The sequence below is a fragment of the Devosia sp. genome, assembly GCF_041917035.1.
Taxonomy (GTDB): domain Bacteria; phylum Pseudomonadota; class Alphaproteobacteria; order Rhizobiales; family Devosiaceae; genus Devosia_A.
In genome coordinates, this window is sequence record NZ_JAYRYM010000059.1 from 1 (window position 1) to 17,737 (window position 17,737).

17 protein-coding genes and 1 pseudogene are annotated in these 17,737 nt (G+C 66.5%); 6 read left to right on the forward strand and 12 right to left on the reverse strand.

All coding sequences use genetic code 11. From position 1 onward, the window contains the following. Both ACE3TU_RS08555 and ACE3TU_RS08560 read left to right on the forward strand, forming a co-directional pair. Window positions 1-746, forward strand: a pseudogene (locus tag ACE3TU_RS08555) (glutamate synthase subunit alpha); the annotation flags it as partial. Window positions 747-751: 5 nt separating this feature from the next. Further along, on the forward strand, window positions 752-2,167 hold the full coding sequence (locus tag ACE3TU_RS08560; RefSeq protein WP_374622775.1) for a glutamate synthase subunit beta: 1,416 nt from the start codon (window positions 752-754) through the stop codon (window positions 2,165-2,167). A gap of 401 nt (window positions 2,168-2,568) precedes the next feature. Here the strand turns inward: ACE3TU_RS08560 and ACE3TU_RS08565 are convergent, their stop codons facing one another. The 3 genes from ACE3TU_RS08565 to galE are packed head-to-tail and all read right to left on the reverse strand — an operon-like array spanning window position 2,569 to window position 6,070. Continuing rightward, window positions 2,569-3,804: a DUF459 domain-containing protein gene (locus ACE3TU_RS08565; protein WP_374622778.1), complete on the reverse strand. Its 1,236-nt coding sequence runs from the start codon at window positions 3,802-3,804 to the stop codon at window positions 2,569-2,571. Between the two features lie 52 nt (window positions 3,805-3,856). Continuing rightward, the gene (locus tag ACE3TU_RS08570; protein WP_374622781.1) at window positions 3,857-5,074 is read right to left on the reverse strand and encodes a lytic murein transglycosylase; all 1,218 of its coding nucleotides are present in this window, start codon (window positions 5,072-5,074) and stop codon (window positions 3,857-3,859) included. 9 nt (window positions 5,075-5,083) lie between these two features. Next, on the reverse strand, window positions 5,084-6,070 hold the full coding sequence (galE, locus tag ACE3TU_RS08575; RefSeq protein ID WP_374622784.1) for a UDP-glucose 4-epimerase GalE: 987 nt from the start codon (window positions 6,068-6,070) through the stop codon (window positions 5,084-5,086). A 90-nt stretch (window positions 6,071-6,160) separates the two neighbouring features. Here galE and galU point away from each other — a divergent pair, with 90 nt between their 5' ends. Further along, a complete protein-coding gene (galU, locus tag ACE3TU_RS08580) occupies window positions 6,161-7,039 on the forward strand; it encodes a UTP--glucose-1-phosphate uridylyltransferase GalU (protein WP_374622787.1) in 879 nt (292 codons plus the stop codon). Here galU and ACE3TU_RS08585 read toward each other — a convergent pair. Continuing rightward, window positions 7,029-8,297, reverse strand: coding sequence for an outer membrane beta-barrel protein (locus ACE3TU_RS08585; protein ID WP_374622789.1), 1,269 nt, complete (start codon window positions 8,295-8,297; stop codon window positions 7,029-7,031). The two genes, galU and ACE3TU_RS08585, sit on opposite strands and share 11 nt — an antisense overlap. A gap of 169 nt (window positions 8,298-8,466) precedes the next feature. On the opposite strand from ACE3TU_RS08585, the gene ACE3TU_RS08590 reads away from it, so the two are divergent. Both ACE3TU_RS08590 and ACE3TU_RS08595 read left to right on the forward strand, forming a co-directional pair. Further along, window positions 8,467-9,237 carry a motility protein A gene (locus ACE3TU_RS08590; RefSeq protein WP_374622792.1) on the forward strand — a complete coding sequence of 257 codons (771 nt, stop codon included), beginning with the start codon at window positions 8,467-8,469 and terminating at the stop codon, window positions 9,235-9,237. Window positions 9,238-9,257: 20 nt separating this feature from the next. Then, on the forward strand, window positions 9,258-10,097 hold the full coding sequence (locus tag ACE3TU_RS08595; RefSeq protein ID WP_374622795.1) for a flagellar motor protein MotB: 840 nt from the start codon (window positions 9,258-9,260) through the stop codon (window positions 10,095-10,097). A 2-nt stretch (window positions 10,098-10,099) separates the two neighbouring features. Here the strand turns inward: ACE3TU_RS08595 and ACE3TU_RS08600 are convergent, their stop codons facing one another. From ACE3TU_RS08600 to ACE3TU_RS08620, 5 genes are all read right to left on the reverse strand, one after another. Continuing rightward, window positions 10,100-10,546, reverse strand: coding sequence for an NfeD family protein (locus ACE3TU_RS08600; protein ID WP_374622798.1), 447 nt, complete (start codon window positions 10,544-10,546; stop codon window positions 10,100-10,102). Between the two features lie 47 nt (window positions 10,547-10,593). Next, entirely contained in the window at window positions 10,594-11,574 is a 981-nt protein-coding gene (locus ACE3TU_RS08605) for an SPFH domain-containing protein (protein WP_374622801.1), read from the reverse strand. A 136-nt stretch (window positions 11,575-11,710) separates the two neighbouring features. Beyond that, window positions 11,711-12,730 carry a ferrochelatase gene (hemH, locus tag ACE3TU_RS08610; RefSeq protein ID WP_374622803.1) on the reverse strand — a complete coding sequence of 340 codons (1,020 nt, stop codon included), beginning with the start codon at window positions 12,728-12,730 and terminating at the stop codon, window positions 11,711-11,713. An 88-nt stretch (window positions 12,731-12,818) separates the two neighbouring features. Further along, the gene (locus ACE3TU_RS08615; protein ID WP_374622806.1) at window positions 12,819-14,486 is read right to left on the reverse strand and encodes a DUF1007 family protein; all 1,668 of its coding nucleotides are present in this window, start codon (window positions 14,484-14,486) and stop codon (window positions 12,819-12,821) included. A gap of 8 nt (window positions 14,487-14,494) precedes the next feature. Continuing rightward, window positions 14,495-15,394 carry a LysR family transcriptional regulator gene (locus ACE3TU_RS08620; protein WP_374622808.1) on the reverse strand — a complete coding sequence of 300 codons (900 nt, stop codon included), beginning with the start codon at window positions 15,392-15,394 and terminating at the stop codon, window positions 14,495-14,497. 138 nt (window positions 15,395-15,532) lie between these two features. Between ACE3TU_RS08620 and ACE3TU_RS08625 the strand changes: the two genes are divergently transcribed. Continuing rightward, entirely contained in the window at window positions 15,533-16,000 is a 468-nt protein-coding gene (locus ACE3TU_RS08625; RefSeq protein WP_374622811.1) for a MarR family winged helix-turn-helix transcriptional regulator, read from the forward strand. On the opposite strand, the gene modB is transcribed toward ACE3TU_RS08625, so the two are convergent. The 3 genes from modB to ACE3TU_RS08640 form a co-directional block, all read right to left on the reverse strand. Continuing rightward, window positions 15,997-16,686 (reverse strand): molybdate ABC transporter permease subunit, encoded by a 690-nt coding sequence (modB, locus tag ACE3TU_RS08630; protein WP_374622819.1) that lies wholly within the window; start codon window positions 16,684-16,686, stop codon window positions 15,997-15,999. The two genes, ACE3TU_RS08625 and modB, sit on opposite strands and share 4 nt — an antisense overlap. A 5-nt stretch (window positions 16,687-16,691) precedes the next feature. After that, window positions 16,692-17,447: a molybdate ABC transporter substrate-binding protein gene (gene modA, locus ACE3TU_RS08635; RefSeq protein WP_374622814.1), complete on the reverse strand. Its 756-nt coding sequence runs from the start codon at window positions 17,445-17,447 to the stop codon at window positions 16,692-16,694. A gap of 69 nt (window positions 17,448-17,516) precedes the next feature. Beyond that, the coding region (locus ACE3TU_RS08640; RefSeq protein WP_374622816.1) for a winged helix-turn-helix domain-containing protein at window positions 17,517-17,737 on the reverse strand (221 nt) is incomplete at its 5' end.

The following is a 17,737-nucleotide window of genomic DNA, read 5'->3' on the forward strand; positions in this document are numbered from 1 at the left end:
CCATTGCCGTCTCGCTCACCGGTACGGCCGGCCAGGCCTTTGGCGCCTGGGCCGCCCGCGGCATCTCGATCGACCTCGTCGGCGAGGCCAATGACTATGTCGGCAAGGGCCTCAGCGGCGCCCGCCTCGTGGTGCGCCCGCCCGAGGACCGCGGCTACGTGGCCGAGGAGTCGATCATCATCGGCAACACCGCCCTCTACGGCGCCATCACCGGGGAATGCTACTTCCGCGGCGTCGCCGGCGAGCGCTTCGCCGTGCGCAATTCCGGCGCCATCGCGGTGATCGAGGGGACCGGTGACCACGGTTGCGAGTACATGACCGGCGGCGTCGTGGTCGTGCTCGGCAAGACGGGGCGCAACTTCGCCGCCGGCATGTCGGGCGGCATCGCCTACGTGCTCGACGAGGACGACAGCTTCGAGAGCCGCTGCAACATGGCCATGGTCGAGCTCGAGCCCATCCTCGAGGAGGAAAAGCTCGCCGGCCGCGATTTCGGCCAGCATGGCGACCTCGAGACCATGGGCGTGGTCGACATCCTGCACGATCTGCAGCGGCGCGACGCGGAACGGCTCTACCAGCTGATCCTCAGGCACAAGACCTTCACCGGGTCGAGCCGGGCCAACCACATCCTCGCCAACTGGGACGAATACCTTCCCAGGTTCCGCAAGGTGATGCCGGTCGAGTATCGCAAGGCCCTCCAGAAGATGGAAAAGGCCCGCGAGGCGGCGCAACAGGTGGCGGCGGAGTAAGGACAATGGGCAAGATCACTGGCTTCCTCGAGCTCGAGCGCGTCGACCGGGACTACCTTCCGGTCGAAGAGCGCCTGAAGAACTACAACGAATTCGTCATTCCGCTCGGCGACAAGGGCACCCGCGACCAGGCGGCCCGCTGCATGGATTGCGGCGTGCCGTACTGCCACAATGGCTGCCCGGTGAATAACCAGATTCCGGACTGGAACGACCTCGTCTACAAGGGCGAGTGGCTGAAGGCGCTGAAGAACCTCCACTCCACAAACAACTTCCCGGAATTCACCGGCCGCATCTGCCCCGCCCCGTGCGAGGCCAGCTGCACGCTCAACATTCCGGACACCCCGGTCAACATCAAGTCGATCGAGTGCGCCATTGTCGACAAGGGCTGGGAAGAGGGCTGGATCACCCCCCAGGTCAACCCCGACAAGACCGGCAAGCGGGTCGCCGTGATCGGTTCGGGGCCCGCCGGCATGGCGTGCGCCCAGCAGCTGGCGCGGGCCGGCCATGACGTCCACCTCTACGAGAAGAACCTCAAGGTGGGCGGGCTGATGCGCTACGGCATCCCCGACTTCAAGATGGAGAAGCGCCACATCGATCGCCGCGTCGCCCAGATGCAGGCCGAGGGCGTCACCGTCCATGCCGGCGTCCATGTCGGCTACGACGTCGCGATCGCCGACCTCGTCGAGCAATACGATGCGGTGGCGCTCGCCGGCGGCGCCGAGAAGCCGCGCGACCTGCCGATCCCCGGCCGCGAGCTCGACGGCATCCACTTTGCCATGGAGTTCCTGCCGCAGCAGAACCGCCGCGTCTCGGACGAGCCCTTCAACGCCCGCCCGATCCTCGCCACCGGCAAGCACGTGGTGGTCATCGGCGGCGGCGACACCGGCTCGGACTGCATCGGCACCTCCAACCGGCACGGCGCCGCCTCGGTCACCCAGATCGAGATCATGCCCATGCCGCCCGAAAAGGAGAACAAGGCGCTGGTCTGGCCGAACTGGCCGCTGAAGCTGCGCACCTCGTCCTCGCACGAGGAAGGCGTTTCGCGCGACTTCGCCGTCGCGACGATCGCCTTCGAGGGCAAGGACGGCAAGGTCACCGCCCTCAACTGCGCCCGCGCCGACGAGAAGTTCCAGCCGATCCCCGGCACCGAGTTCCAGCTCAAGGCCGATCTGGTGCTGCTGGCCATGGGCTTCGTCGGCCCGGTGCAGGACGGCATGGTCAAGGCCGCCGGCGTCGACCTCGACAGGCGCGGCAATGTGCTGGCCGACATGGTCCGCTACAAGACCAGCAAGGAGAAGATCTTCTCCTGCGGCGACATGCGCCGTGGCCAGTCGTTGGTGGTCTGGGCCATCCGCGAGGGCCGCCAGTGCGCCCGCTCGATCGACGAGTGGCTGATGGGCAAGACCGACCTGCCGCGCTGATCCCGCGACGGGGCGCCGACACGCCCCGTCCGTTCCCGCCCCGACGCGCCACAATCGCGGCCCCGTGCGGAGGCTTTTCGTCCTGTGCACGGGGGCACGCTTGTTCAGCAACGTGGCCGAATTGCGGCGAACGCACTGGAAATCCGTTTGATTTCATAGACTTGCGGCACCCTGCAAGATAGTGGAATCACCCTATCCCCAATCCCCGCCAGGCCGGCCCGCCCCGCCGCCGCACCCCGGCCCTCCCGCGCTGCGCTCCCCGGGAGCATGCCGATCGGCGCGACCTGTCGATAGCCGACAGCTCGGTCAGGCCGATCTGGGACATTGGGATGCTGCCCTCGGGGGGCAGCTGGCCGTGGTGGGATTCGGGCCGCCGCCGCTGCGAGGCCCGGCGTGGCGGCTTACCTGCCGGTGGGGTTCTCGACCTCGACACCGACCACCCTGCCGACGCCGAAGGCATCGGCGCGACCGACCGGCGCCTCGATCAGCTGCGTCAGGTCGAAGCCGGTCGGATCGACCTGGGCGGTGTCCCGCGTCACGAGGTCGGCAGCCCGCCGCGTCAGGTGGGTCAGCGAGATCACCGCGCCCGCCACCTCGAGCAGCTTCATCTGGCCCAGCCCCTGGTAGGGCGGCCGGACCATCATCTGCGCCTCGGTGCCGAGCAGCGGATCGGCCACCGCCAGGCCCACGGTGCCGCCGCCGCGATAGTAGTTCCTGAGCGATTGGCTGAGGTAGAAGGCCAGCTTGTCGGCACCCGCCGCCGAAAAGTGGATGCCGTCATCCTTGCGCATCCTGACCGTCGTGCCGTTGAGATCGGGGCCGCGCGCGGTGTACTTGCCCTCTTCCGTCGCGAACTTCTCGTAGATATCGAGGAACTCGGCCCCGCCACCGAAGGCGGCCAGCCGGTCGACCTCGTTGATCTGGATCATCGTCTGGCCGAACTTCGGCGCCTCCATCGGTGGCAGGCCGACCCAGATGGTCGGCTTGTTGGCGGCCCGCAGCTGCTGCACGATCCGCGCCACCCTGGCGGAGTACTCCGTCACCCACTCGGGCGAGAGCGAGGGGTAGCTCTGCCCGTTGAGGCTCATCTTCTGACGATCGTTGATGCCGACGATGACCACCGCGATGTCGAAGCTGTTCTCGGCGATCTTGTCGGCGATCGTCTTGGGCCAGTCGAAATAGTCGACCCGCACGAGGCCCGAGTCGCCGACCGCCTGGTCGAGGATGGCAAGGTTGGGGTCTTCGGCATAGAAGCGATCGAGCGCCTTGGCGAGGTCGGTGGCCATGGAGTCGCCGAACACCGCGAGCCGGGTCGCCCCCGCCGCCTTCTCGACCTTCGGCTTGGCGGGCGGCAGCTCCGCCTTCGGCTTCTTGACCGGCTTCTGGACGACCGGCGCTTCTTCCTGCTGGTCGTTGCCGAACAGCAGGTCCATCAGGGTCTTGCGCTTCTTGGGCTGCGCCGGCGTCTCCGCCTGCGCCACCAGGATCACCCCGCCCTCCTGTCGGGCAACGCTCACCGGTGCCGCCTCCATATGCTCGCGCCCCTGGGCGAAGCTGGGGAGCAGGTCGGTCAGCACCAGGGCTGCCACGACGAGTCCGATGACGAACAGTACGAACCGGTTCTGCTTGCGTTGCATGGCGCCATTTAGCGGATCAACGGCGGTGAATTGAAGGCCGCTCGCGATAAATCTACCGCGTCGCCTCGAGCAGGTCCTCGTAGCTTTGCAGCGTGATGAACCCGTCGGCGACTTCGCCCCGCGACGCCTGGAACCGCGCGTAGGCCGCCGCGCTGATCGGCCCGATGCGGCCATCGACCACCCCGTCGTAGAGCCCCAGGCGAGTCAGGGCCTGCTGGATCGCCTTGCGCTGGGCGAGATTGGGGAACTTCGTCTGGCGGGGCCAGTCGGCCGCGAACGTTCCGGCGCCCTTGAGGCGGTCGGTGAGATGGGCGACGCTGAGGGCATAGCTGTCGGAGAAATTGTAGCCCTTGAGGACCAGGTAGTTGGCCGTCATCAGGAATTTCGGCCCGTTGCGACCTGCGGGCGCATAGAGGAAGACCGGCGTGGCGGGGTCGGCAAAGGCGCGACCCCTGACCCGCCGGATCCCGCGCTCGGAAAAAAAGTGGATCGGCCGCAGCTGCTCGCGGGTCGCAAGCAGGTAGTCGAAGCTCTCCGGCACCTCCACCTCGAAGCCCCAGTCGAGGCCGGCCTGGTAGCCCAGGTCGAGGAGGAACTTGGCACTGGTCGAGAGGGCATCGGCCAGCGAGCCATGCAGGTCGATCCGACCATCCCCGTCGCCATCCAGACCGTGAGCGAGAACGTTCGACGGGTTGACCTGCAGGTGGCCGATGGCCCCGGCCCACGAGCCCAGCAGCTCGCCGGGGGTCAACCGGTTCTTCTGCAGCAAGAGCAGCGCCGCGATGAAGTCGGCTTCGTCCTCGGCGAGACGGCCACGCCGCTGGTGCACCAGCGTCGCCAGCGATCTGATCACGGGTCGGATCAGCCTGTCGTTGCCCAGCACCGCCCCGTAGTCGGTCTCGATGCCCCAGATCGCGCCGAGGATATGCGGGTCGACCCCCGTCCGTTTGCCGACTGCCGCGAACAGCTCCCGGTTGCGCTCGATCGCCGCGCGCCCGCGGTCCACACGGGACTCGGTGACGCGCTTGTCGAGATAGTCCCAGATGGCCGTGGTGAATTCCGGCTGAGACTCGACCAGATCGGGAATGTTCGGATCGGGCGTCAGCCCCTCGGTGGCGGCCCGGTAGGTGCCGCGCGAGACGCCCGCTGCCACCGCCTTCGCTTCGAAGCCTTGCAGGAACTGCGGGAAGGACTCGACAGGGGCGGCAAGCCCCCGTCCGGCCAGCAGCACGGTCAGCAGCGCGAGCGATCGGAGCAGTGGCAGCCTCATCCGATCCGCCTAGCGGTTCCTCGTGGCCAAATAGCGTTCCCATGCCAGGGCGGCCCCGACGATCTCGCTCAAATCCTCGTGTGCCGGAACCCAGCCGAGGACCTCCCGCACCCGGTCGGCCCGCGCCACGATCGAGGCCGGGTCGCCGGCGCGGCGGGGCTCCTCCGTCACCGGGAAATCGACCCCGGAGACCGTGCGGACCATGCCGATCACCTCGCGCACCGAGTAGCCGTGCCCGTATCCGCAGTTCATCGTCTGCGACCGCCCGCCCGCCCTGAGGTAGTCGAGCAGCAGGGCATGCGCCTCGACCAGGTCGGTGACGTGGATGTAGTCGCGTACCCCGGTGCCGTCCGGCGTCGGAAAATCCGTGCCGAATATGCCGACGCCCGGTCGCTGTCCCAGCGCGGCCTGCGACGCGACCTTGATCAGGTGGGTGGCAGTCGGCGACGACTGCCCGCTGCGCTTCAGCGGGTCTGCGCCGGCGACGTTGAAATAGCGCAGCACTCCATAGCGCAGCGGATACGCCGCCGCGACGTCGGCCAGCATCATCTCCGTCATCAACTTGGACCGGCCATAGGGTGATTCCGGCGCCAGCGGATTGTCTTCCGCGACCGGCAACAGCCCGGCATTGCCGTACACGGCGGCGGTCGAGGAGAAGATGAAGTGCTTCACGCCCGCCGTCACCGCTGCCTCGATCAGGTTGCGCGACGTTGCCGTGTTGTTGGCGTAGTACTTGAGCGGATCGGCCACCGACTCCGGCACGACGATCGAGCCGGCAAAGTGGATGATCGCGTCGATGCCGTGCTCCGCCACCAGGCGCGACACCAGTTCGGTGTTGCCGGCATGGCCCTCGACCAGCGCAGCTCGCGGATCGACCGCCCAGTCGAAGCCGGTGGTGAGGTTGTCGAGCACGACGACCTGCTCGCCGGCATCGCACAGCCTGAGCACCATATGGCTGCCGATATAGCCCGCGCCGCCGGTCACCAGTACCGCCATCATCCCCCTCGCACAACGAGAAATTAATCTGCGGGAGGCTAGAACTCAGGTGCTAAGAACGCCTTACGATTGTCCCACACCGGAGCCGCCGTGCCCAATCGTGTTCGTACCGCCGTGTTTCCGGTTGCCGGCCTCGGCACCCGGTTCCTGCCCGCCACCAAGGCAATGCCCAAGGAGATGCTGACGGTCGTCGACCGGCCGCTCATCCAGTATGCGGTGGATGAAGCGCGCGAGGCCGGTATCGAGCACTTCGTCTTCGTGACCGGACGCAACAAGGGCGTCATCGAGGATCACTTCGATCGCCAGTTCGAGCTGGAACAGACGCTGGAGGCGCGCGGCAGGACCGAGGCGCTGGCCGAACTGCAGAAGGACCTGCCCTCGGCCGGTCAGTCCAGCTTCACCCGCCAGCAGGAGCCGCTGGGCCTCGGCCACGCCGTCTGGTGCGCCCGCGAACTGGTCGGCAACCAGCCCTTCGCCCTGCTGCTGCCCGACATGGTGTTTCGCGCCCGCCCCGGCGTGCTCAAGCAGATGATGCAGACCTACGAGGAAACCGGCGGCAACATCATCGGCGTCGAGGAAGTCGATCCCAAGGACGTCTCGAGCTACGGCATCGTCGCACGCGGCGAGGGACCGGACTCGGGCTTCCGCATCACCGGCATGGTCGAAAAGCCCAGGCGCGAGGATGCCCCCTCGAACCTGTTTATCTCCGGCCGCTATATCTTGCAGCCCGAGATCTTCGCCCTGCTCAGCGAACAGACCCGTGGCGCCGGCGGCGAGATCCAGCTCACCGACGCCATGCAGATCCTGATCCGCCAGCAGGACTTCACCGGCGTCAAGTATCACGGCAAGGTGTTCGACTGCGGCTCCAAGCTCGGCTTCCTCGCCGCCAACGTCATCTTCGCCCTCGACCGCCCAGACCTCGCCGGGCCGTTCCGGCGGGCTATCCGAGACGCGGTGCTCAGCGACTGAAGCTCACGCCCAAGGTGACTCGGTGCTGGTCTTCGGCCGGATCGGGCGTCGTTGTGGACCTGCTGAACGCATAGTCCGCGGTCAGGGCGGTGTGCTCCCCCAGCTGATAGTCGGCACCGGCACCCAGTCCCCACCCGTACTCGTCGGTATCGATGCCCCAGTAGTGCGCCTCGCTCCAGCTGGCCGACCCCCGCAGGCTGAGCCAGGGGTTGACCCGGTAGCTCGCCTCGGCGCTCGCCGCATACGTCACCTTGGCGCGCGCGCCCGAGGTGGTTCCCGGGCTCGACAGGGCGGTAGTGAAGGCGGCGCTGAGCGCCACCGTTTCGTCGGGCCGATACACCGCCGAGGCGTCGTAGAGCACCGTCGCAAGATCCGATAGGCCTGCCTCGGCGAAGGCGCGGTAGCCGAGGCCGAGCGAGCCCTCGAGCTTCAGCGTCTCGCCGAAACGCGCCGTCAGGCCGCTGCGTCCGGAGAGGGTCAGGTTGTCGAGCCGGACGAGCAGGCTCGGAGAGGCTTCGTCATACAGTTCGTACTCGGCCTCTCCATCGACGAAGCCGGTCAGGATCGGACCGAGGCGCAGCCCGAGCCGCCCGCCGCCCCCCACCGAAGTTAGGTTCTGAAAGGCGTTGGAACTGGTCGTGTCATCGTCGTACACCGTGTCGCTATGGGCGGTGCGGGCGACGTCGCCGCGCAGATCCACCAGCCAGGGTCCGAAGTCGCGCGTCAGCGTTGCCGCTCCCTGTCCACTCGTCACCAGCGGCGCAACCTTGACATTGACCGGCATGCCGGGCGCGTCCGGATCGCCCTGGCTGAGCCCGAAGCTCCCCTTGAGCGTCGTCGTGGTCAGTGCGTCGATCCGATAGTCCGTGCTGGCCGTGACCCCGAGGCTGCCGACACGGACGTTGCCGTCGAGGCGATAGTCGATCTCGGCATCGGCGCCGACGCTGAAACTCCCCCGCAGGTGCTGGTGGGTCAGGCTGAAGCTGGGGAGCGCGATCGCCTCGAAGCGGGTGCCGGAGCTGCCCTCGATCACCGCTCCCCGCAGCGCCAGCCGCCAGTCGATCTCGAAGGGCGGCGCCCCCCACTCCCGCGGGGGGACGGGCGCGCAGTTCTCGCAGCCGGTCGTTGCGTCGCGCAGCAGGTCGATGTTGTTGGCCCCCGACCCGTCACCGAGCGGATTGAACTCCCCTGCCGCGGCAGGGACTGCCAGGGCCACGACGAGCCCGGCTGTTCCGAGGTAACCAATACGCTGTCTCACTGCCGCACTCGGATCCGATGGTCACCAAATCCTTGCACGTTATGGTTAAGGAAGCTTTGCCCGCCCGCCCTAACCTCCTGTTAAGGCTGAGGCTTAAGCGACCGTTATCCAATCTTGGTCAGGATGCCGTCAGGGCTTTTTGGTCCGTCAGCGTCGGGGCTCATACTTCATGGATATCGCAACCGTCATCGGCATCATCGGCGGCTTCGTCGTGCTGGTCCTCGCCATCGTGCTCGAGGGCTCCAACCCCCTGAGCTTCATGCAGCTGCTGCCCGCCGTCGTGGTGGTCGGCGGGGCATCGATGGCGATTCTCGTGCGCTACACCATGGGGAGCTTCGTGTCCGCCATCGGCCTCGGGCTCAAGAGCTCGATCTTCTACAAGCACGTGCCCACCACCCGGCTGATCGACCAGATTGCCGAGATCGCCGAGACCATGCGCCGGCAGGGACCGATCGCGCTGGAGCAGGTCGAGATCGAGGACAAGTTCTTCCAGCGCGGCGTACGCATGATCGCCGACGGATTCTCCGCCGAGGCCCTGCGCGCCTCGCTCGAACGCGAGCGCGATCTCGATCACGAGCGGGTCGAGGAGAGTCACAAGATCTTCAAGGCGCTCGGCGACACCGCCCCCGGCATGGGCATGGTCGGCACCCTGATCGGCCTCGTGTCGATGTTCGGGCACATGGACGATCCCAAGAAGATCGGCCCGGGCATGGCCATCGCCCTGCTCGCCACGTTCTACGGCGCCGCCATCTCCAATGTCTTTGCGCTGCCGATCTCCGACAAGCTCGCCAACCGGGCGGCCGAGGAGGGCACTCATCGCACCCTCATCATCGAGGCGCTGGTGATGATCCGTGAAGGCCGCAACCCGGCCACCATTCGCGACGAGCTGGCGAGCTACCTGCCGCTGCACAGTCGCGAGAAGATGCTCGAGGCCGCATGATGGCGGCAAGGAAGGGACAGATGCGCGGTGGTGCACACGGCGGCAGTTGGGTCATCTCGTTCGCCGACCTGATGAGCCTGTTGATGGCATTCTTCGTCATGCTGCTGAGCTTCTCCATCCAGGACCAGGAGAAGCTCAACATGGCTGCCGGATCGGTGCAGAACGCCTTCGGCATCGAGCCCTACTCCAACATGACCGGCATGATTGAGCGCGACGGCAACCCCGAGCGCGAGTACCTCAAGGCCAGCACCATCGAAGAGACCCGCTCGCAGACCGAGTTCGCCACCGAGGACCACCCGGAGAACCAGTCTCAGGGCCAGGAAGCCAACACCTACGCCGAGGAACGAACCGACATCGAGAAGGCAGCCCAGTATGCCCTGGCGTCGGCCAGCCTCAAGCAGGCCTGGCAGGACAATCCCGACATCACCGCGATCACCGACAGTCTGGTCATGCAGCAGACCGAGGAAGGCCTGAACATCATGCTCTCCGATCGGGAGGGGCGGGCCATGTTCCCCGAGGGCTCGAAGTACCCCTACGAGATCACCCGCAAGGCCATAGCGGCCATGGCCCCGATGCTCAACAAGATGCCCAACCTCATCCAGATCACGGGCAACGTGGCTTCGGGTGGCAAGTATGACAATCCACGCTACGGACCGTGGGAACTGAGCTTCGACCGCGCCAACATCACCCGGCAGATACTCGAGGAATTCGGCGTGGCGCCGGACCGCATCAAGTCGGTCGTCGGGCGCGCCGACACCGACCCGTTCTTCCCGAACGATCCGTATCTCGACGCCAATCAGCGCGTCTCGATCACCCTGCTGTTCGAGAAGCCGCCGGTGCCGGTCGACCTGAAGCCCTGACCTCAGGCCGCCTCGACCCGCAGCACCGCGCCGTTCGCCTCGACGATGCGGACGCGAACGCCGGCGGCCAGGTCCGGGCCAGTGATTCGCCAAGTGGTGTCATCGAGCGCCAGGCGACCGCTGCCGCCCTCGATCGGTTCGTTCAGCACCGCGACCTGCCCGACGAAGCGCTGGGCCCGGTCATTGAGGAATGGCCGATCCGAGGGCTTGCCCTGTCCGCGCAGCCTGAGCCAGGCCCAGATCGCGGCCAGTGCCAGCACGCCGAAGATCACGAACTGCAGGGGCCAGTAGATCGGCACCAGCAGGACGGCAAGGCCGGTGACAAGCGCTGCCGCGCCCAGCCAGATCAGCACCCCGCCCGGCACGACCAGTTCGAGCGCCAGCAGAATCAGGCCCGCCACGATCCATGACCATGCCCCGTTGCTTGCGATGAACTCGAGGACCTGCATTCCTGGCTCCCGGCTAGGCGCGGATCACCGCGCGGGCAATAGTGTCTTCAGGTGGTCGAGGGCGGACGACCCCCGCTGCTGCGCGGCGTCGAGGGCTTGTCGCCGCCGAACGTCTCCCGCGCGATCTCGGCGATGCCGCCGATGGCGCCGATAACGCTCGCCGCATCGACAGGCAGCATCAGGACCTTCTGGTTGGGAGACTTGGCGAGCCCTTCGAGCGCCTTGATATAGTTGTTGGCGACGAAGTAGTTGATCGACTGCACGCTGCCCGCGGCAATGGCGTTGGACACCACTTCGGTCGCCTTGGCCTCGGCCTCGGCGGCGCGCTCGCGGGCCTCGGCATCGCGGAACGCCGCCTCGCGGCGCCCCTCGGCCTCGAGCACCTGGCTCTGCTTCTGGCCCTCGGCCTGCAGGATCGCGGCCTGCCGCTTGCCTTCCGCCTCGAGGATCAGCGCACGCTTCTCGCGCTCGGCCTTCATCTGCCGCCCCATCGACTCGACGAGGTCCTTCGGCGGGTCGATGTCCTTGATCTCGATACGAGTGATCTTGAGACCCCAGGGGCTCACCGCCGTGTCGACGACACGCAGCACGCGTGTGTTGATTTCGTCGCGATGGCTGAGCAGCTCGTCGAGGTCCATCGAGCCCATCACCGAGCGGATGTTGGTCATCGTGAGGTTGAGTATCGCCACCTCGAGCTGCGCCACCTCGTAGGCCGCTGCCGCCGCGTCGAGGATCTGATAGAAGGTGACGCCGTTTGCCGTGACCGTCGCGTTGTCCCGCGTGATCACCTCCTGGTGGGGAACGTCGAGCACCTGCTCCATCATGTTGATCTTCTTGCCGATGCCATCGACAAAGGGAACAATCAGGTTGAGCCCGGGCTTGAGTGTGCGCGTGTACCGCCCGAACCGCTCCACCGTGTAGTTGTATCCCTGCGGGACAGTCTTGGCGCCGGCGAACAGCACCATCACGGCAAGTACGCCGATGGCAAGCAGTGCCAGACTCAAGCCGTCGAGACTGAAGAAGTCCATCTATTCCCCCTGCCGGCCCACGCGAAGACTCGCCGTGTGATTAAGATGTATGTGCAGGATAGGCCGCACGCAACAATGGACGTCGGACGTGGCCCAATCCTTGGTGGCGTCTCGAAGAAAATGCGCCGGGGCCGCTCTAGATCCAGCCGGAGAGCTCGCGCCGCACCACCGCCTCCAGCATCGCCATGCCCGGATCGCTGTCGTTGAGACAGGCAATATAGGCGTAACGCTCGCCGCCGGCGTGCTCGAACTGCTCGCGGCCGGTGATGGCAATCTCCTCGAGCGTCTCGATGCAATCGACCGAGAAGGCCGGGGCCACCACGGCGACGCGCTTCTTGCCTTGCGCCGGCAGCGCTTCCAACGTCTCGTCGGTGTAGGGTTGCAGCCACTGCGCCGGGCCGAACCGGCTCTGGAACGTGACCATCAGCTTCTCCTTCGGCCAGCCCAGATACTCCCGCACAAGCCGCGTCGTCTTGAGGCACTGGCAGTGGTACGGATCACCCTTCTCGAGGTACTCTACCGGCATCCCGTGGTAGGAGGTGAGCACTATGTCGGGCGTGAAGTCGAGAGCGGCAACACCATCGGCAATGCTCTGCGCCAGCGCCGCGATGTAGGCGGGGTCCTCGAAATAGGGGGGCAATGTGCGGATCGCAGGCTGCCATCGCAGCGTCTTCAGCACATCGAATGCCTTGTCGTTCGCGGTCGCGGTGGTCGTGGCCGAGTACTGCGGATAGAGGGGCGCCAGCAGAATCTTCTGGCAGCCCTGCGCCTTCAGCTTCTCGATGGCGGCCTTGGTGGACGGATTGCCATAGCGCATGCCGATTTCCACGACGACGGCGGAACCCAGCCGATCCTGCAGCTTGAGTGCCTGACGCCGGGCGATCACGCGCAACGGGCTGTCCCCCGCCTCGTTGTCCCAGATCCGCCGGTAGTTCGCACCGCTCCTCTGCGGGCGTGTGGAGAGGATGATCCCCTGCAGGATCGGCTGCCAGATCAGACGCGAAATCTCGATGACGCGGCGGTCCGACAGGAACTCCGACAGGTAGCGCCGCATCGACCAGTAGTCCGTCGCGTCCGGTGTCCCCAGGTTGAGCAGCAGTACCCCGACTTTCGATGTCGGGATCGGGGGGTGGCCCGGTGGAAGGTCGGTCGCCATGTCAGCCTGCAGTTTGGAAGCGTTCTAGGGCGCGCACCTTAGTCGGCAGGCCGGGCAAGACAAGTGCCGCGGGTGTCGCGGGCCGTCGTCAGAACGAAGCCAGAAGCAATACGGCGCCAAACAGGAAGACGATCACTGCCCCGAGCACTTCGGCGCCCCAGAGAAGTCGCCCGGCGAGTTGGCTCTCCCTGCCTGCCAGCCGTACCGCCAGGTCCTTGGCCGATACCGCGATGATCGACAGCACCGACACCGTGATCGCCGTGCCCAGCCCCATGAGAAACACCGCGACGATGCCGGCAGCCAGGATCCCCTGGCTTAGCGCGAAGACGAGTACCACCAGCGCGCCGGAACAGGGGCGCATCCCTACCCCCAGCACGACGCCGAGCTGTTCGCGCCAGTCCCCGCCGGTCTGCTCCGCCGTCACGACGTGATGGTGATGATGATGCGCGCCGTGGGCGCCCCCATCGTGATCGCCCTCGTCATGGCGATGGCCCGCCGGGCCGTGGTCGTGGCCGAAGTGGGGGTCCGCGGCGGTGCGGCCGTGTGCATCGCGCGGCACGGGATGCTCATGGTGACGATGTCCGAGGCCCAGCAGCCGTCGGGCCAGCAGCCACAGGCCGAGCAGCGCAACCAGGGCGTAGGATGCTCGCTCGATCCAGCCCACAGCCGTGCCCATGGCGAGGCTCGAAAGGCCCAGCAGCGCCGCCGCCACCCCGACGAACACGACGGCCACCGTCGACTGGACCATGGCAGCCGCGAAGCTGAGCAGGATGCCGCGAAGGACCTGTCTCTCATTGGCAAGCATGTACGACCCGATAACGACCTTGCCATGCCCGGGCCCGGCGGCGTGGAACACGCCATAGAGAAAGCTCAACCCCCCGAGCACCCAGAACGCCGTCCAGTCGGACCGCAGCCGCCCCAGCGCCTCCGTCAGCGCCTGGTAGAAGTCGCTCTGCGCCTGCGCGACCCAACCGAGCAGCCCCGTTCTGGGCAGGGTGAACCCCGGCTCGGGCGGTGGCCCGCCGAACGGCAAGGCAGGACGCGCCTCGGCCAGTTGTCCGGCGGCCTCGGCGGCCGTTTCCGCTGGCGGCAGCGCGGCGCCGTCGCAATCGACGACGATGGCGCCCTGCGAGCCGCGCACCGCCGCCTCGAGGTCGGGGGGGAGCGCGGTGACATCCGGTGGCAGCTCGAACAGCCGCGCCTGCAGATCCTCGGAAATCTCGCGGGGCGGCTCGAGATGCGTGGCGCAGCCGCTGGGAGCATTCTCGAGCGTCACGCTGGCCGCATCGGCCAAAGTGATCGCGACGTAGTATTCCGGGTCGGCGATGGCAATCTCGAGTGGCGCCTCGATGCGATAGGGCTGCTGCAGGTTCACCGCGAAGCTGAGCGTCGATCGATGGTCCGCGAAAACGAACCGCGCGTCGTCGGCCGCCTCTAGCGCCAGCGAACTGTCTCCGCTGCCCAGTGAGGTGTAGAACCCGTACTCCGCGAGACCCACGAGGTTCTCGTCGGCCAGATCCTGCATCTCCTCGCTCGACGTGATGCCATCGCCATTGGTGTCCAGTCCCTGGATCTGCCAGACGGAGAACGCCTCGTCGAAGGTCCACTCGTTGATGATGCTGGCCAGTTCGCCATGGTCATTGAATACGAGCGTCGCTCTGGCGTCGATGAAGATGTGGGGATGCGCGAAGGCCGGCTGGGCGAGGGCAAGCACCAGTCCTAGGGCCGGCAGTGAGATGGGAACATGGGGTCTCATGCGTTCCGCTACAGCACCGGGTTGCTGGCGAACCAGTCGACGAGATGGTCGATGAGGGCGCGCACTTTGCCGGCAAGGTGCCTGCGGTGCGGATAGACCGCGGTCAGGCTCGGCCCGTCCGGCATGCGATCCTCGAGCACCCTCACCAGCCGCCCCTCCGACACCAGAGGATCGGCGAGGTAGGTCGGCAATACGGCAAAGCCAAGGCCGGCGAGCGCAGCCTGCATGGCCGCGACGGGCGAATTGACCCGCACCGGACCGGACACATGGACGGAGAGGGGAGAGCCGGCCTCGATGAAGCGCCAGGAGTTGTGCGAGGGCATGTTGGTGTCGAGCACGCAAGGTAGACCCCGCAGCTGCTCGCCGGCTACGGGCCTGCCGACGCGCGCGATCAGCGCCGGCGAGGCGCAGATGACGTGCTTCATCTCCGATATCCGGCGCGCAATCAGCGAGGAATCCGACAGGGTGGTGATCCGCAGCGCCACGTCGATGCCCTCTTCGACCAGATCGACAAAGCGATCTTCCAGCCTCAGGTCGATGGAGACCATCGGGTTCCGTGCCACGAAGTCGAAGATCGCGGGCGCCAGCGTCGTTTCGCCGAAGTTGCGGGGCGCCGACACCCGGACGAGGCCGCGGGGCTCAGCCGTTTGGTCGGAAATGGTCGCATCGAGCTCGTCGAGTTGCGCGAGTAGCTGCCCCGCCTCGCGATAGTAGGCCTCGCCCGCCTCGGTGAGACTCAGCTTGCGCGTGGTGCGATTCATCAGCCGCACGCCGAGGTAATCCTCCAGATCACCCACATATTTGGACAGCAGCGCCTTGGAGCGTCCGTGCAGCCGCGCCGCGGCCGAAAACCCGCCAGCGTCGAACACCTGCACGAATGCCCGGATTCGGGCGAGATCCTGGCTCATCTTCGATCCGCCGCCGATAGGGTTAGGACCCGCCAGGACCCGGCCGGCCGCCAGCGCACGTCTAGCGCATAAGTCATTCGAGGGGAGCAAACAATGGCGGGACTTGGTCCTTGGCCGTTTGGCGATAGGATGGGTTGCGTGCCGATCCCGCCCATTCTGGAGAACATCTATCCGCCCATGGCAAAACCGAAAGCGCGCTCAACGCTTTATCGCTTGATTGAGGCGGGCCAGCTGGCACACCGCGCGCTGCTGGTGCCACTGCTCGATCGCGGGCTCGAGGCCGGCGACGACGCCGTGATCTTCGTGCTTCATGCAAGTCTGGGCTCCACCGAAGCAACCTTGGCCGAAACCCTCGGGCTCGACCCTGACGCCCTCGCGCCGCGACTCGATCGCCTCGTGGAACGCGACATCGTGGCCCGCCGCGCCATCGGTCCTGACCTGGTTGCTGGCATCGCCCTCACGGAACGGGGGGAACGCATCCGCGAGATTCTCGCCGCCAATTGGGAGCAACTCGAGGAGGCCCTGTTCGCCGACCTCCGGCCCCGACAGCGCAAGGGCCTCGGCAGGGCGCTCAAGCGCTTTGTCGAACTCCTGCGCCTGCCTTAGCCTGCCACCCGCCCGATCCGACGATCGAGCAGCATCACCGAGGTGATGACCACGAAGGCGAAGACCACCATGCCTCCGGCGAGGAGGTGGGCCTTGTCCCATTCCAGCCGCTCGACGAAATCGTAGATCGCCATCGAGACCAGCTTTGTCTCGCCGGGAATGTTCCCCCCGATCATCAGCACCACGCCGAATTCTCCCACCGTGTGGGCAAAGGTCAGGACGATCCCGGTCAGGTATCCGGCCCGGGCCGCAGGGATGACAACGCGCCGAAACGTGTTGCCCCGGCTGGCACCCAGCGTCGCTGCGGCCTCGAGTACGTCCTCCCCGATCGCCTCGAAGGCAGTTCTCAGGGGCTGCGTCATGAATGGCAGCGAGTACAACACGGATGCCACGATCAGCCCCTCGAACGAGAAGGCCAGCGTTTTCGCCCCCCACAACGCTGCAAGCGCACCACCCGGTCCGTTCGGTCCGAACGTCAACAGCAGGTAGAAGCCAAGCACCGTCGGCGGCAGCACCAGCGGCAGCGACACCACCGCAGCGACCGGAGCCTTCCACACCGAGCGCGATCGGCTGAGCCACCAGGCGATCGGACTTCCGATGACGAGGAGCAGTGCCGTGACGATGAGAGCCAGCGTCAGCGTCAGACCGACCGGCTGGACGATTTCACTGACTGTCAGCACTCCCAGGCTCCCTAGTGGTCGGTGCGGACCTCATAGCCGTATTTCTCGATGATCGCTCGTGCTTCGTCGCCGCGCAGGAAGTCGAGAAAGGCCCTGGCCGCCGGATCCGCCTCGCCGACCTTGGTCAGCACGGCATCCTGCAGAATCGGCGCGTAGAACTCCTGCGGCACCCGCCAGACCTGCGTACCAGGCTTGTCGGCCACCTGACTCAAGGCAACGAAGCCGAGCTCGGCATTGCCGCTGTCGACGAACTGCAGGGTCTGCGAGATGTTCTCGCCGGTCACCAGCTTGGCGGCAACGGCATCGGTCAGTTCCAGCTTCATCAGCGCCTCGACCGCGGCGGCTCCATAGGGGGCCGTCTTGGGGTCGGCGATCGCGAGGTGGTGATAGGCATCACCGGAGAGCACGGCCGCACCGTCGGTCACGTCGATTGTCGGGGAGTACAGAACCACCTTGCCAACGGCATAGGTGAAGACGGTCCCCTCGACACCCAGCCCCTCGGCCACGGCCTGCGCCGGACGCTTCGTATCGGCCGCCAGAAAGACTTCGAATGGCGCACCCTGGGATATCTGGGTGTAGAGTTGACCGGTGGCACCGAAGCTGAACGTCACCATGTCGCCGGTCCTGGCGGCAAACGCCGCCCCGAGTTCCTCGGCGGGCTTTGTGAAGTTGGCCGCCACCGCTACGCTCGCGTCGCCGGCAAGCGCCGGACCGCACGACACAGAGAAGAGCAGTGCCGCATAGGCGAGCGCGGATATGTTGAGCATCTTCGAACCTCGATATGTTCTTCGCAACATATCACTACGTGTCGCAGAGCCAGCCATCGACCTCAAGCGCTATTTTCTACTGGACATATCACCCATGAGAGCGGTTAGGGCGTCCACGTCGCGGGCGATCGCCCGCCGAGTCGCCTCCTGCATGCCACGATAGCGCTCGAGCACCTCCCGCCCCGCGGTGGTCAAGCTTGCGCCCTGCTCCTTGCCGCCGCGCGACGTCTCGATCAGCGGTCCGCCGAACCCGTCGTTCAGCGCCTGCACCAGGCCCCAGGCGCGCTTGT

Bases quoted from the DNA above. Each gene is read 5' to 3' on its own strand.
- galE (WP_374622784.1), bottom strand. From the start codon at position 6,070: ATGGCGGTACTGGTGACCGGCGGCGCGGGCTATATCGGCAGCCATATG.
- ACE3TU_RS08595 (WP_374622795.1), top strand. From the start codon at position 9,258: ATGCGCGGTGGTGCACACGGCGGCAGTTGGGTCATCTCGTTCGCCGAC.
- ACE3TU_RS08605 (WP_374622801.1), bottom strand. From the start codon at position 11,574: ATGGACTTCTTCAGTCTCGACGGCTTGAGTCTGGCACTGCTTGCCATC.
- ACE3TU_RS08615 (WP_374622806.1), bottom strand. From the start codon at position 14,486: ATGAGACCCCATGTTCCCATCTCACTGCCGGCCCTAGGACTGGTGCTT.
- ACE3TU_RS08590 (WP_374622792.1), top strand. From the start codon at position 8,467: ATGGATATCGCAACCGTCATCGGCATCATCGGCGGCTTCGTCGTGCTG.
- ACE3TU_RS08600 (WP_374622798.1), bottom strand. From the start codon at position 10,546: ATGCAGGTCCTCGAGTTCATCGCAAGCAACGGGGCATGGTCATGGATC.
- ACE3TU_RS08620 (WP_374622808.1), bottom strand. From the start codon at position 15,394: ATGAGCCAGGATCTCGCCCGAATCCGGGCATTCGTGCAGGTGTTCGAC.
- ACE3TU_RS08560 (WP_374622775.1), top strand. From the start codon at position 752: ATGGGCAAGATCACTGGCTTCCTCGAGCTCGAGCGCGTCGACCGGGAC.
- modA (WP_374622814.1), bottom strand. From the start codon at position 17,447: ATGCTCAACATATCCGCGCTCGCCTATGCGGCACTGCTCTTCTCTGTG.
- ACE3TU_RS08570 (WP_374622781.1), bottom strand. From the start codon at position 5,074: ATGAGGCTGCCACTGCTCCGATCGCTCGCGCTGCTGACCGTGCTGCTG.
- hemH (WP_374622803.1), bottom strand. From the start codon at position 12,730: ATGGCGACCGACCTTCCACCGGGCCACCCCCCGATCCCGACATCGAAA.
- ACE3TU_RS08565 (WP_374622778.1), bottom strand. From the start codon at position 3,804: ATGCAACGCAAGCAGAACCGGTTCGTACTGTTCGTCATCGGACTCGTC.